Origin of the sequence: Dactylosporangium sp. NPDC049525 (assembly GCF_040676755.1) — a bacterium.
GTDB lineage: Bacteria > Actinomycetota > Actinomycetes > Mycobacteriales > Micromonosporaceae > Dactylosporangium.
Map to the genome: position 1 here is coordinate 86,901 of NZ_JBFAPO010000022.1, position 12,301 is coordinate 99,201.

Sequence of the window (12,301 nt, forward strand, 5' to 3'; positions counted from 1 at the left end):
CCGGCGGCCGGCACAGCGCCCGGACGGCGCGGCCGTGACCGCGAAGCGGTCACAACCGTTGACACACCGTGGCCAACACTCCGAACTCCCAGAAGAAGGCGTTGCTGTCGGCGGTCGTTGCCGGCGCACTCACCCTCGGCTTCGCCGGCATGATGGCGAAGTCGTGCGGCGCGCCGGTCAAGGAGCAGGCGGAGGCCGCGAACCCGGCCCTCGAACTCGTCGACAGCCTCGCCTCGCGGCTGGTGCTCGGCCTGCAGACGGACGCGACGATCCAGTACACGACCGCCGGCGGGGCGACCGTGATCGTGTCGCAGTCGATGCCGCGGCGCGCGTACCGGGGCGCCGGGGTCACGTACATCTCGACGCCGGACGGCACGTACCTGTGCCGGGCCGTGACCCCCTCCCCCGCGCCGAAGGCGAAGAAGAGCCCCCAGCCGGTCGTGCAGTGCGACGAGGGGCCCGGGGTGGACACGATGTCGCCCTCGCAGGCCAAGGCGATCAGCGACGCGTTCGGGGGTGAGTTCATGGCACCCGAGGCGGCGATGGGCCGGCTCGCGACCATCGCGCAGGGCGAGGACGTGCGGACCGGCACCTCGAAGCGCGGCGACGCGCAGTGCGTGTCGGTGACCGCGCGCGGGGTGCGCACCGAGACGGCCTGCGTCAACCCCGGGGGGCTGCTGGCGTACTTCGACGGCACCACCGACGCCGGGAAGTACACCCAGCTCACCCTGCAGTACACGACGCCGAGCGTCAGCGACGAGGCGTTCCTGCCGCCGGCCGCCAAGCCGGCGGCGACGCCGACGCCGACCAAGCCGGCGGCGTCGCCGGCCCCGGCCAGGGCGCCGGCGAAGACCCCGAGCCCGAGGCCCGCGCCGAGTGGTACCGAAAAGTGATGCGACACGCCGCCCGCCGTCCCGGGCCGGTGCGGCGGGCGGTGGCACCGTGACCGGCATGGAGCTGCACTGCGACACCTGCGCCCGGCAGCGGATCTTCGAGCGGCCGGCCTGCACCGACCATCCCCGCGAGACCTGCCCCGACCGGGCCTGCACGGCGTGCGGCGCGGCGATCGTGGTGGCGCCGGTCATCCTGCTGATGGACCGCCGCTCCCGGGTGTTCGTGCGGCGGCGCGCCGACCGGCGACACGCGGCCTGAACGGCCGTTCACCTCTCCGTAGGTACCGCTTGGCGCAACCGCCACCCGCCGGTACACATCGAGACTGAACAATCTTACGCATGAAGCTCCGGCGCACCGCCGTCCTCGCGCTCGCCCTCGCGTTGGCGAGCATCGTCAGCACCGCATCCCCCGCAGCCGCGGCCGGCATCAACGAGAAGCTGGCCGTCATGTCGACCTGGTCACAGCCGACCGCCGCCAGTTACGACGCCTGGAACGCCGCCCGCCAGCACCAGTCCGACTGGGCGTCCTACGGCTTCGACTGGTCCACCGACTACTGCTCCACCAGCCCGGACCAGCCGCTCGGCTTCGACTTCCGGCTGTCGTGCCAGCGGCACGACTTCGGCTACCGCAACTACAAGGCGGTCGGGCAGTTCCCGGCCAACAAGTCCCGCATCGACGACTCGTTCTACCGCGACCTGAAGGCGAAGTGCGCCACCTACAACGCCTTCGTCCGGCCGGCCTGCACCAGCCTCGCCTGGACCTACTACCAGGCCGTGGTCGCGTTCGGCAACGTCGTCGTCGCCGACGCCGACCTGCAGCGCGCCGCGGACCTCAAGGAACGCGGCGAGCTCGCCGCCGCGAAGACGAAGGCATGAAAAAGGGGGCCTCCTCGGAGGCCCCCTTTTGTCAACGACTTCAGTGCTCGGCGCCGCGACGGGTGCCGGTGTAGTACTCGAACATGAGGCCGCAGGTCCCGACGAGGACCGCGATCAGGCCGACCGCGACGAGCCACCACTGGTCGAACGCCAGACCCAGGCACGCGATCGCCGCCGAGAGGGCAATGCCCATCGGCCAGTAGCTGCCCGGGCTGAAGAAGCCCAGGTCGCCGGCGCCCTCGTAGATCTCCGCGTCGGGCCGGTCCTCGGGACGCGGCTCGATGCGACGCGAGATCAGCCACAGCGCGCTGCCGATCATGGTCAGCAGCAGACCCGACAGGATCAGCGCGACCACGCCGATCCACTCGACGCCACGGTGCCCGGTCTGCTCGTGCGGGGCGACGTTGGTCCACCAGCCGTACAACCCGGCCATGGCGAACACGAACAACGCGAGCACGAAGAACAAGCGTCCTTCTGACTTCATCGCCGTGCGCCCCTTCTCAGCTCGAGGACCGCTTGGTGCGGTCGGTGTCGAACGGCTGCGTCTTCGTCGCGTAGCCCCCGTTGGGGAAGCCCAGCTGGGCGAGCGCCTCCGGGGTGCTCTTGCCGGCGCCGCGCAGCTCCAGATACTGCTGGTACTGCTGGGCGGAGACGACCCGCAGCTCGAAGTTCATCATCGAGTGGTAGGTGCCGCACAGCTCCGCGCAACGGCCGACGTAGGCGCCGGCGGCGTTGTCCTTGAGCTTGATCTCGAACCTGTTCTCCACGCCGGGGATGACGTCGCGCTTGAAGAGGATGTCCGGCACCCAGAACGAGTGGATGACGTCCCGCGAGGTCTCCAGGAACTGCACCGACTTGCCGGCCGGCAGCACCAGGACCGGGATGTAGTCGTCGGCGCCGACGGTCGTGATCGGCTTGCCGTCCGGGCCCTTGGTGTCGCTGTAGACGAACTGCCAGTTCCACTTCGAGGCGATGACCTCGACGTTGACGTCGGGGTTCTTCGAGAGCCGGTCGACGTCGGTCTGGATGACCGCGGTGTAGAAGAACAGCACCGCGATGATCACGAACGGCGCGACCGTGTACAGGATCTCGAACGGCATGTTGTACCGCGTCTGGGGCGGCAGCTCGTCGCCGCGCTTGCGATACCGCACGACGCACCAGAAGATCAGGCCCCACACGAAGACACCGACGACCAGCGCCGCGACCACGGACCCGATCCACAGGTCATACATGCGGTCGCCCTGCTGGGTGATGCCCTTCGGCCAGCCGAACCCGGCGAACGCGTCGTCGACGGAACACCCGGCGAGCAGGGTCGTCACCGCGACGGCCGAGACGGCGAGCCCGACGGCGCGCGCGGGGCTCAAACCTCTTGAGACCACCTGCTCCTGCCTCCTTAGCAGCGCCGCGCGGCCCGCCTCCTGGACGGTCGCACGGCAAGCCTCACCAACGCTGGCGAGCGTACTCGACCATGCGCGGTCCGCCCGGCTTGGGGTGGTCGTGTCCGGGCCGCGATAGCGTTGCGCGGGTGGGTGTCTACTTCGACGCCGCCACCGCGATGCCGCCGCATCCCGTTGCGCGGCAAGCGTTTCTGGCCGCACTGGACGACGGCTGGGCCGACCCGGGCAAGCTCTACACCCCGGCCCGGCGGTCCCGGCAGCTGCTGGACGCGGCCCGGGCCGCGGTCGCCGACGTCCTCGGCGTGCGCCCTGACGAGCTGCACTTCACCGCCGGTGGCACCGACGCCGTGCGGCGCGCGGTGACCGGTGTCCGGCGGGCCCGCGACCGTCGCGTGGTCGTGCACAGCGCGGTCGAGCACTCCGCGGTCATCAAGGCCGCCGGCGACTTCGCCACGCCGGTGCCGGTGTCGCTGACCGGGCGGGTCGACCTCGGCGCCCTGGCAGCGGCGCTGGATTCGCCGGAAGTGGCCCTCGCCGCGGTCCAGAGCGCGAATCATGAGGTGGGGACGGTCCAACCGGTCGAGGCGGCCGCGCTGTTGTGCCAGGAGGCCGGGGTACCGCTGCTGGTCGACGCCGCCCAGTCGATCGGCCGGACCGCGCTGCCCACGGGGTGGTCACTGCTGGCCGGCAGCGCCCGCAAGTGGGGCGGCCCGGCCGGTGTCGGCGTCCTCGCCGTGCGCAAGGGCACCCGGTGGGAGCAGCCCTGGGAGTCGCCGGTGGACGTGCCCGCGGTGGTCGCCGCGGCGGCGGCGCTGCGCGCCGTGCACGCCGAGGCCGCGGCGGAGGCGGTCCGCCTGAGCGCGCTGGTCGATGAGATCCGCACCACGGTCGCGGCGACCGTGCCCGACGTCGAGGTGGTCGGCGAGCCCGACGAGCGACTGCCGCACATCGTGACGTTCTCGTGCCTGTACGTCGACGGCGAGGTCCTCCTGCACGCCCTGGACCGGGCCGGCTTCGCGGTGTCCTCGGGCTCGGCCTGCACCGCCGACACCCTCCAGCCGTCACACGTCCTGGCCGCGATGGGTGTGCTCACCCACGGCAACGTCCGGGTGTCGCTCCACAGTGGAGTCTCCACGGACGACGTGCGCCGGTTCCTCGCGGTGCTGCCGGGCCTGGTCGCCGGGGTGCGGGCGGAGGTGGGCATGTGAGCGAGCCCCTGGTCGTGGCGGCCCTCGGCCGGCGCTGCCCGCTGCCGGTCATCATGCTGGCGAAGCTCGCCGCCGGCCAGCCACCAGGCACCCGGATCGAGGTCCTCGCCGACGACCCGGCCGCCGCGGTCGACATCCCCGCCTGGTGCCGGATGCGCGGCCACACCTTCATCTCCACCGACGGCCACCGCCACACCGTCGAACTGCGCCAGTAGTCGAACTGCTAGTGGTCGACCCGGACCAGGTCGCCGGCGACGGTCTGCCATTCCCACGCCGCCGCCGGGTCGACCCGCCGCAGCGTGACCCGGCCCAGCGCGACGACGGGGTACTGGGCCGGCCTGCCACCCCGCACCGTCAGCCAGACCAGGTTGAACGCCAGCCCCACGACGCCGAACACCAGCAGCGGCAGCAGCCCGACCCCCGGCAGGGTCGACACCGCCAGGACCGCCGCGGCGAACACCACCAGTACCCCGGCGAACGCCCAGCGCATCTGCAGGATCCGTCGCTCGTGCCGCAGGAACGCCGGGCCGTCGGCCGCCGCGAGGGGCAGCCGGACGCGCCTGGTCGCCAGCGGGACCACGGACTCGGCGACGAGGGTGACCGGCACGGCGGGCGCGCCGTCGACGACCGAACGGGCGGGCAGCGGCAGGTTTTGCGCACGGGCCGTCGACCACGAGACTCTCACCCGAGCATCATGGTCGATCCGGGTGCGGCTGTCAGGCCGTGCGGAGGCGCTTGATCAGCAGGTACGCCTCACAGCCGAGGCACAGGCCGAACACCGCGTTGAGGAACGCCGCCACCAGGGCGAACGACGCCCCGACGACGCCGAGCGCGGTGGTGCCGGACAGGTAGCCGACGACCGTGAGCACGGCGAAGGCGAGGCCGACCGCCTGGGCGAACCGGACCGGGGCGCCGTCCTCGCGTTCCGCCGGCGGGCCGAGCCGCGGCGCGACCGCGTACCGGTAGAGCAGCCCGTACGGCGTCAGCCGCGGGTCGTAGGCGCCGATCGCGAACACCGCCGCCTGTGCGAGGGCGAGCCAGCCGTTGCCGGTGAGCAGGACGACGACGAAGACGATCGTGGTCAGGCCGGCGGAGAACCGCGGGCCGCGCGGGTCGAGGCTCATGCCGCGAGGACCTCCGTGACGGTGGCGTGCAGGGAGGCGCGGTCGGGGACGCCGACGGTGCGCCGGGCGATGTTGCCCCGCCGGTCGACGACCAGCAGCGTCGGCAGGCGCCAGATGCCGAGGTCACGGACCGCGTCGAGGTGTTCCTCGGCGTCGAGTTCGACGTGCCGGACACCGTCGAGGCCGCCGGCGAGGTCGGCGCAGACCGCCCGGACCTGCCGGCACGGCGCGCACGTCGCGGAGGAGAAGTGCAGCAGGGTGACCGTGTCGCGGGCCGGGGTGAGCAGGCCCGCGGGCAGGTCACCCCCGGCCGCGCGGAGGCGGCCGTAGCGGGCCCGGTAGACGAGCCCGACCACGGTGGCGAGGGCGAGCAGCGCCACGACCACGATCGTCACAGCGGCAACTGTACGCCCATTCCTATAACCCCGATAGGGAAGGTTCAGGCAGGCAGATAGGCGCGGATCTCGTCGGCGGCGGCGTCGCCGTAGGACTCGGCGATCCGCTTCGTGAACTCGGCGGGCAGGATCTCGTACTCCTGCGGGCCGACGGTCTCCAGGACCAGCGCGGCCACCATCGAGCCGACCTGCGCGGCCCGCTCCAGCCCGAGGCCCCACGACAGCGCGGCAAAGAACCCGGCGCGGAAGCCGTCGCCGACGCCCGTCGGGTCGTTCGCCACGACACCCTTCACGACCGGCACGTGGATCTCGCCCGGCAGCTCCCGGCCGCGGATGAGCGCGCCGTCCTTGCCCAGCGTGGTGACGAGCACCCCGACCTTGTCCAGCAGCTGCTCGGTCGTGAGCCCCGTCTTCGACTCGAGCAGCTCCTTCTCGTAGTCATTGGTCAGCAGGTAGGCCGCGCCGTCGATCAGCTTGCGGATCTCCTCGGCGGACATCCGGGCCAGCTGCTGCGAGCAGTCCGCGGCGAACGCGACGCCGAGGGCCCGCGCCTCCTCGGTGTGCCGGACCATCGCGACCGGGTCGTTGGCGCTGATCAGGATCAGGTCGATGCCGCCGACCCGGGTGTTGACCGGGGACAGCTCGATGTTGCGGGCCTCCGACATGGCGCCCGCGTAGAACGAGGCGATCTGACACATGTCGTCGTCGGTGGTGCAGACGAACCGGGCGGTGTGCGCGATCTCACTCACGTAGACCGAGTCGCAGTCGACCCCGTGCCTGGTCAGCCAGCTGCGGTAGTCGCCGAAGTCGGCGCCGACGGCACCCACGAGGATCGGCTCGAGGCCGAGCAGCGCCATGCCGTAGGCGATGTTGGGGGCGATCCCGCCGCGCCGCACCGTCAGGTCGTCGACCAGGAACGACAGCGAGACCTTGTGCAGCTGGTCGGGCAGGAGCTGCTCAGCGAAACGGCCCGGGAAGTGCATCAGGTGGTCAGTCGCGATCGAACCGGTGACGACGATCTTCATGGAAACCTCGGTCTCGAGACAGCAGGGCCAGCAAAGGATAGCCAGCCGTGTCCGCCCACGGTGTCCAGCCGGGCCCGCACCCCCTCCCGGCAGGCCACATGCGCCGCGGAGCTGTCCACAGGGCGGGACGCGTGATCGAAGCCCGACGATGGCTGGGGGACGAATGGCCTGGGAACGATGGGTGGGGAAAGCAGCGAGCCGCTCCCCGGGGGTCCGGGGAGCGGCTCGCGGGGTCTGCCTGGAGGCTTAGTGGAACGAGTCGCCGCAGGCGCAGGAGCCCTGGGCGTTGGGGTTGTCGATGGTGAAGCCCTGCGCGTCGATCCGGTCGGCGAAGTCGATCGTCGCGCCGGTGAGGTAGGGCACACTCATGCGGTCGACGACGACCTCGAAGCCGTCGTAGGTGCTGACTTTGTCCCCGTCGAGCGAGCGCTCGTCGAAGAACAGCTGGTAGCGCAGGCCGGAGCAGCCGCCGGGCTGGACCGCGACGCGGAGCCGCAGGTCGTCCCGCCCTTCCTGCTCGAGCAGGCCCTTCACCTTGAGAGCGGCATCCGCGGTGAGGCCGATGCCGGCCGGGTTGTCCGTCTGAACAGGCTCGGCAAACTTCGAAGCGGTCACGATCAAGGCTCCCTGCGGTGATGTCTACAGTTCCACCGGGCACCAACGCCGCAGCATCCGATGGCATTCCCTCTCATACTGACACGGTTTCGTGCTAGCGGCTCCACTGGCGAGCCAGACGTTCGCCGAGTTCACGCAGCCCGTCGGCGGGCCGGGCGAGGGCATCGGCGACGCTGCCGAAGTGCTCGACAAGGGCGTGGGCCTCGGTGACGCCGATGCTGGCGGCCTCCCGGCGGCCCGCGTCGACCCGGCCCGCGACGACCACGCAGGGCACGCCGAGGTCACGTGCGGCGTTCGCCACACCCGCCACCACCTTGCCCCGCAGGGACTGCTCGTCGAAGGCGCCCTCACCGGTCACGACCAGGGAGACCTCCTCCAGTTCGGCGTCGAGGCGGGTCAGGCGGCGGACCAGGCCGATGCCCGACTCGACCCGGGCGCCGAGGGCGAGCAGGGCGGCGCCGAGACCCCCGGCGGCGCCCGCGCCGGGCAGGTCCGGCAGGCCCGCGGGTGCGGCCGGCAGCGCCTGCAGGACGTCGGCGAAACGGGTCAGCGCGGCGTCGAGCAGGAAGACGTCCTCCCTGGTCGCGCCCTTCTGCGGGCCGTAGACGGCGCTCGCGCCGTGCAGCCCGAGCAGGGGGCTGTCCACGTCGGTGGCGGCGACCAGGTCCGCTCCCCGCAGCCTCGGTACGCCACCCAGCGAGACGCAGTCGATCAGGGCCGCGCCGCCGTAGGGCAGTGCGTAGCCGGCCGACGACAGCGGGGCGGCGCCGAGGGCCGCCAGAAGGCCGGCGCCGCCGTCGTTGGTGGCGCTGCCGCCGAGCCCGACGACCAGCGTCGTGGCCCCGGCCTCCACCGCGGCGAGCAGCAGCGGGCCGAGCCCGAAGGTGCTGGTGTGCTTCGGATCACGTTCGGCCTCGGCGAGCAGGTGCAGGCCGCACGCCTCGGCGCTCTCCACGTATGCGGTGGTGCCGTCCAGCACGACGTGGCCCTCGGCCGGCCGGCCCAGCGGGCCGGTCGTCGGCACGGTCAGGACGCGCGCGTGCGGCAGCGCCGCGGCCAGTACCCCCGCGAACCCGGGACCGCCGTCGGACAGCGGCCGCACGATCAGCTCGTCGCCGGGGGCCGCCTTGCGCCAGCCCTCGGCGAAGGCCTCCGCGGCGTCGACCGCGGAGATCGTCCCGGCGAACTTGTCGGGGCAGACGAGGACGCGCATCCGGACATTGTGCACGTCTTGTAGGTCACAGTTCCGCACTACCGCACGCGTGCGACGATCGGAAGGTGACCTGGGCTGAACCATCGTCGACCGCCACCGCGCTGCTGCTGCTGGGCCGCGGCACCGACCCCGCCACCGAGAAGGGTGTCGAGTGTCCCGGTGACCTGCCCGCACCCAGCGACCCCGACCTCGTCGAGCGGGCGAAGCGCGCCAAGGCCGCCCTCGGCGACCGGGTCTTCGTGCTCGGCCACCACTACCAGCGCGACGAGGTGATCCAGTTCGCCGACGTGACCGGCGACTCGTTCAAGCTGGCCCGGGAGGCCGCCGCCCGCCCCGACGCGGAATACATCGTGTTCTGCGGCGTGCACTTCATGGCCGAGAGCGCCGACATCCTGACCTCCGCCACGCAGCGGGTGGTGCTGCCGGACCTGGCCGCGGGCTGCTCGATGGCCGACATGGCCGCCCTCGTGCAGGTCGAGAAGGCCTGGGAGCACTTCACCCGGCTGGGCATCGCCGGTGACGTGGTGCCGGTGACGTACATGAACTCGACCGCCGACATCAAGGGCTTCGTCGGCCGCAACGACGGCGTGGTGTGCACCTCGTCGAACGCGGAGACGGCGCTGAAGTGGTCGTTCGAGCGCGGCTCGAAGGTGTTCTTCCTGCCCGACCAGCATCTGGGCCGCAACACCGCGGTGCTGAAGATGGGCCTGTCGCTGTCCGACTGCGTGCTGTATGACCCGCACAAGCCCGGCGGCGGGCTGACCGACCAGCAGCTGCGCGACGCGAAGATGATCCTGTGGCGCGGGCACTGCTCGGTGCACGGCCGCTTCACCCTCGACACCGTCAACGACGTGCGGGAGCGGGTGCCGGGCGTCAACGTGCTGGTCCACCCGGAGTGCAAGCACGAGGTCGTCCTCGCCGCGGACTACGTCGGCTCGACGGAGTACATCATCAGGACCGTCGAGGCGGCGGCGCCGGGCACGGCGTGGGCGGTCGGGACCGAGCTCAACCTGGTCCGCCGGCTCGCGCTGGCGCACCCGGACAAGCAGATCATGTTCCTGGACAAGAACGTCTGCTACTGCTCGACGATGAACCGGATCGACCTGCCGCACCTCGTGTGGGCCCTCGAGGAGCTCGTCGCCGGCCGCGTGCCGAACGAGATCACCGTCGACGCCGACACCGCGCATTACGCCAGGGTGGCACTCGACCGGATGCTGGCACTGCCGTAACGCGGACCATCCCGTCACCCTCCGTAGTGCCCGGAGGATGATCGCTGTCGGAGTCACGTCTTCGTGCCATGACGGACGTGCGGTCGGCGCTCGCATGCCGTAGATGTGGTTATGCTGCTGCGCGGGTTCACGCTCCGTCAGCACGTCTCCTCTTCAATTCCTGCCTGCAGGAGGGCTTTCCGTGACCAACTACGACGCCGGTGACGTCCTCACCGTGCACGGCGGCGCGCCGCTCAACGGCGAGCTGCGGGTGCGCGGTGCCAAGAACCTCGTCTCCAAGGCGATGGTCGCGGCGGTGCTGGGTGAGACCCCGAGCCGGCTCTTCGACGTGCCGGCGATCCGCGACGTCGAAGTGGTCACCGGCCTGCTCGAGCTGCACGGGGTGAAGGTCACCCGCGGCCCGCTCGACGGCGAGCTGCACTTCGACACCTCCGACGTCGAGTCGGCCAACGTCGACGAGATCAACGTGCACGCCGGCTCCAGCCGCATCCCGATCCTGTTCTGCGGGCCGCTGCTGCACCGCCTCGGCCACGCGTTCATCCCCGACCTCGGCGGCTGCAACATCGGCGGGCGTCCCATCGACTTCCACATCCAGGCGCTGCGCGAGTTCGGCGCGGTCGTGGAGAAGTCCGAGAAGGGCATGGACATCACCGCGCCCAACGGGCTGCACGGCGCGAAGCTCGAGCTGCCCTACCCGAGCGTCGGCGCGACCGAGCAGATCCTGCTCACCGCCGTGCGCGCCGAGGGCGTCACCGAGCTGCGCAACGCGGCCGTCGAGCCGGAGATCATCGACCTGATCTGCGTGCTGCAGAAGATGGGCGCGATCATCAAGGTCCACACCGACCGGGTCATCGAGATCCAGGGTGTGCCCCGTCTCGTCGGCTACAGCCACCGTCCCATCCCGGACCGCATCGAGGCGGCCAGCTGGGGCGCGGCCGCCCTGGCGACCCGCGGCGACGTCTTCGTCCGCGGCGCCCGGCAGGCCGACATGATGACGTTCCTCAACCTGTTCACGTCCGTCGGCGGCGCGTTCGAGATCGACGACACCCCCGGCGACGGCGGCATCCGCTTCTGGCACCCGGGCGGCGAGCTCAACGCCGTGGCGATGGAGACCGACGTCCACCCCGGCTTCATGACCGACTGGCAGCAGCCGATGGTCGTGGCGCTCACGCAGGCCCGCGGCCTGTCGATCGTGCACGAGACGGTGTACGAGCGGCGCCTCGGCTACACGGCCGCCCTCAACCAGATGGGCGCCACCATCCAGACGTACCGGGAGTGCCTGGGCGGGACGCCGTGCCGCTTCGGCCGGCGCAACTTCATGCACTCCGCCGTCATCGCCGGCCCGTCCAAGCTGCACGCCGCCGACCTGGTGATCCCCGACCTGCGGGCCGGGTTCAGCCACCTGATCGCGGCGCTCGCCGCCGAGGGCACGTCCCGCGTCTATGGCGTCAAGCTCATCCAGCGCGGCTACGAGGACTTCGAGGGCAAGCTCAACGGCCTCGGCGCCCACGTCGAGCTGGGATAAGGACACATCTGTGCGGCGGGCGGCCCCGAGCGTTGGGTCGCCCGCCTACTGTCCGCTACCCTTCACGGCGTGCCGTCGTTGTTCTCCCGCAAGTCAGCCGAGCCCGCCGTGGCCGTCACCCCCGAGCCCGCGGAGTCCGAGGTCGCGTCCGGGAAGCGCCAGACCCTGAGCAAGCGCGACCTGGGCAAGACCACGCCGAAGCGGACCGTCGCCGGTCGCCGCGTCGCCGAGCCGCCCGCCGCAAACCGCCGCGAGGCCGCCAAGAAGATGCGGGAGCGGCAGCGCGCCGAGCGGCTCGAGGCACGTGAGGGCATGGCCAACGGTGAGGAGCGCTTCCTGCTCCCCCGCGACAAGGGCCCCGAGCGCAAGCTCGTGCGCGACATCGTCGACTCGCGGCGCACCATCGGCACCTTCTTCTTCGGCACCACGTTCCTGGTGATGCTGGTGGGCTTCAACCGCAACCTGAACCCGAGCATCTACTTCGCGGCCAACGCCCTCTTCGGCGTCATGGCGGTCGCGACCGCGATCGACAGCTTCCTGATCTCGCGGACCATCAAGCGGCTCGTCAAGGAACGCTTCCCCGCCAGCACCGAGAAGCTCGGCCGGCTGTACTTCTACGCGATCATGCGCGCCATCTCGTTCCGCTTCATCCGCAACCCGAAACCGCAGGTGAAGGTCGGCGCCTCGATCTAGGAGCCGGCCGGCGGCCGGATCCGGCCCGGTGGGCGACAACGATTCGGCGGCGGCGGCGCGCCCGACGGTGGCGTTGGACGGCTCCCAAGCCGTACCCTCCCTTCGCGA

General features: G+C 71.4%; 16 protein-coding genes. 8 read left to right on the forward strand and 8 right to left on the reverse strand.

Annotated features, from left to right (window positions below; genetic code table 11):
* Window positions 1-68 precede the first annotated feature (68 nt).
* From AB0K00_RS28660 to AB0K00_RS28670, 3 genes are all read left to right on the forward strand, one after another.
* Window positions 69-893, forward strand: coding sequence for a hypothetical protein (locus AB0K00_RS28660; RefSeq protein WP_363526031.1), 825 nt, complete (start codon window positions 69-71; stop codon window positions 891-893).
* A 58-nt stretch (window positions 894-951) separates the two neighbouring features.
* Window positions 952-1,152, forward strand: a complete 201-nt coding sequence (locus AB0K00_RS28665; protein ID WP_363526245.1) for a hypothetical protein — start codon at window positions 952-954, stop codon at window positions 1,150-1,152.
* 80 nt (window positions 1,153-1,232) lie between these two features.
* Complete coding sequence (locus tag AB0K00_RS28670; protein ID WP_363526033.1) at window positions 1,233-1,769, forward strand: phospholipase; 537 nt, start codon at window positions 1,233-1,235, stop codon at window positions 1,767-1,769.
* Window positions 1,770-1,809: 40 nt separating this feature from the next.
* On the opposite strand, the gene AB0K00_RS28675 is transcribed toward AB0K00_RS28670, so the two are convergent.
* On the reverse strand, window positions 1,810-2,253 hold the full coding sequence (locus AB0K00_RS28675; protein ID WP_363526036.1) for a cytochrome c oxidase subunit 4: 444 nt from the start codon (window positions 2,251-2,253) through the stop codon (window positions 1,810-1,812).
* A gap of 16 nt (window positions 2,254-2,269) precedes the next feature.
* A complete protein-coding gene (gene coxB, locus AB0K00_RS28680; RefSeq protein ID WP_363526039.1) occupies window positions 2,270-3,133 on the reverse strand; it encodes a cytochrome c oxidase subunit II in 864 nt (287 codons plus the stop codon).
* Between the two features lie 104 nt (window positions 3,134-3,237).
* Here coxB and AB0K00_RS28685 point away from each other — a divergent pair, with 104 nt between their 5' ends.
* Window positions 3,238-4,374: an aminotransferase class V-fold PLP-dependent enzyme gene (locus AB0K00_RS28685; protein WP_363526042.1), complete on the forward strand. Its 1,137-nt coding sequence runs from the start codon at window positions 3,238-3,240 to the stop codon at window positions 4,372-4,374.
* Window positions 4,371-4,589 (forward strand): sulfurtransferase TusA family protein, encoded by a 219-nt coding sequence (locus AB0K00_RS28690; RefSeq protein WP_363526045.1) that lies wholly within the window; start codon window positions 4,371-4,373, stop codon window positions 4,587-4,589. Before AB0K00_RS28685 ends, AB0K00_RS28690 begins: the two co-directional genes overlap by 4 nt.
* Before the next feature lie 8 nt (window positions 4,590-4,597).
* Here the strand turns inward: AB0K00_RS28690 and AB0K00_RS28695 are convergent, their stop codons facing one another.
* The 6 genes from AB0K00_RS28695 to AB0K00_RS28720 all read right to left on the reverse strand — a co-directional run bounded on the left by AB0K00_RS28695 (window position 4,598) and on the right by AB0K00_RS28720 (window position 8,746).
* Window positions 4,598-5,059 carry a hypothetical protein gene (locus tag AB0K00_RS28695; RefSeq protein ID WP_363526048.1) on the reverse strand — a complete coding sequence of 154 codons (462 nt, stop codon included), beginning with the start codon at window positions 5,057-5,059 and terminating at the stop codon, window positions 4,598-4,600.
* Window positions 5,060-5,090: 31 nt separating this feature from the next.
* Window positions 5,091-5,498, reverse strand: coding sequence for a DUF4395 domain-containing protein (locus AB0K00_RS28700; protein ID WP_363526051.1), 408 nt, complete (start codon window positions 5,496-5,498; stop codon window positions 5,091-5,093).
* On the reverse strand, window positions 5,495-5,893 hold the full coding sequence (locus AB0K00_RS28705; protein WP_363526054.1) for a thioredoxin family protein: 399 nt from the start codon (window positions 5,891-5,893) through the stop codon (window positions 5,495-5,497). Before AB0K00_RS28705 ends, AB0K00_RS28700 begins: the two co-directional genes overlap by 4 nt.
* 44 nt (window positions 5,894-5,937) lie before the next feature.
* Window positions 5,938-6,918, reverse strand: a complete 981-nt coding sequence (locus AB0K00_RS28710; protein WP_363526057.1) for a carbohydrate kinase family protein — start codon at window positions 6,916-6,918, stop codon at window positions 5,938-5,940.
* Window positions 6,919-7,164: 246 nt separating this feature from the next.
* Window positions 7,165-7,482 carry an iron-sulfur cluster assembly accessory protein gene (locus tag AB0K00_RS28715; RefSeq protein WP_238019399.1) on the reverse strand — a complete coding sequence of 106 codons (318 nt, stop codon included), beginning with the start codon at window positions 7,480-7,482 and terminating at the stop codon, window positions 7,165-7,167.
* A 145-nt stretch (window positions 7,483-7,627) separates the two neighbouring features.
* Window positions 7,628-8,746: a glycerate kinase gene (locus AB0K00_RS28720; protein ID WP_363526059.1), complete on the reverse strand. Its 1,119-nt coding sequence runs from the start codon at window positions 8,744-8,746 to the stop codon at window positions 7,628-7,630.
* 65 nt (window positions 8,747-8,811) lie between these two features.
* On the opposite strand from AB0K00_RS28720, the gene nadA reads away from it, so the two are divergent.
* The 3 genes from nadA (at window position 8,812) to AB0K00_RS28735 (ending at window position 12,193) form a co-directional block, all read left to right on the forward strand.
* A complete protein-coding gene (nadA, locus tag AB0K00_RS28725; protein ID WP_363526062.1) occupies window positions 8,812-9,975 on the forward strand; it encodes a quinolinate synthase NadA in 1,164 nt (387 codons plus the stop codon).
* Window positions 9,976-10,156: 181 nt separating this feature from the next.
* Window positions 10,157-11,500, forward strand: a complete 1,344-nt coding sequence (murA, locus tag AB0K00_RS28730) for a UDP-N-acetylglucosamine 1-carboxyvinyltransferase (protein WP_363526065.1) — start codon at window positions 10,157-10,159, stop codon at window positions 11,498-11,500.
* A 69-nt stretch (window positions 11,501-11,569) separates the two neighbouring features.
* Window positions 11,570-12,193: a DUF3043 domain-containing protein gene (locus AB0K00_RS28735; RefSeq protein WP_363526068.1), complete on the forward strand. Its 624-nt coding sequence runs from the start codon at window positions 11,570-11,572 to the stop codon at window positions 12,191-12,193.
* Window positions 12,194-12,301: the final 108 nt, after the last annotated feature.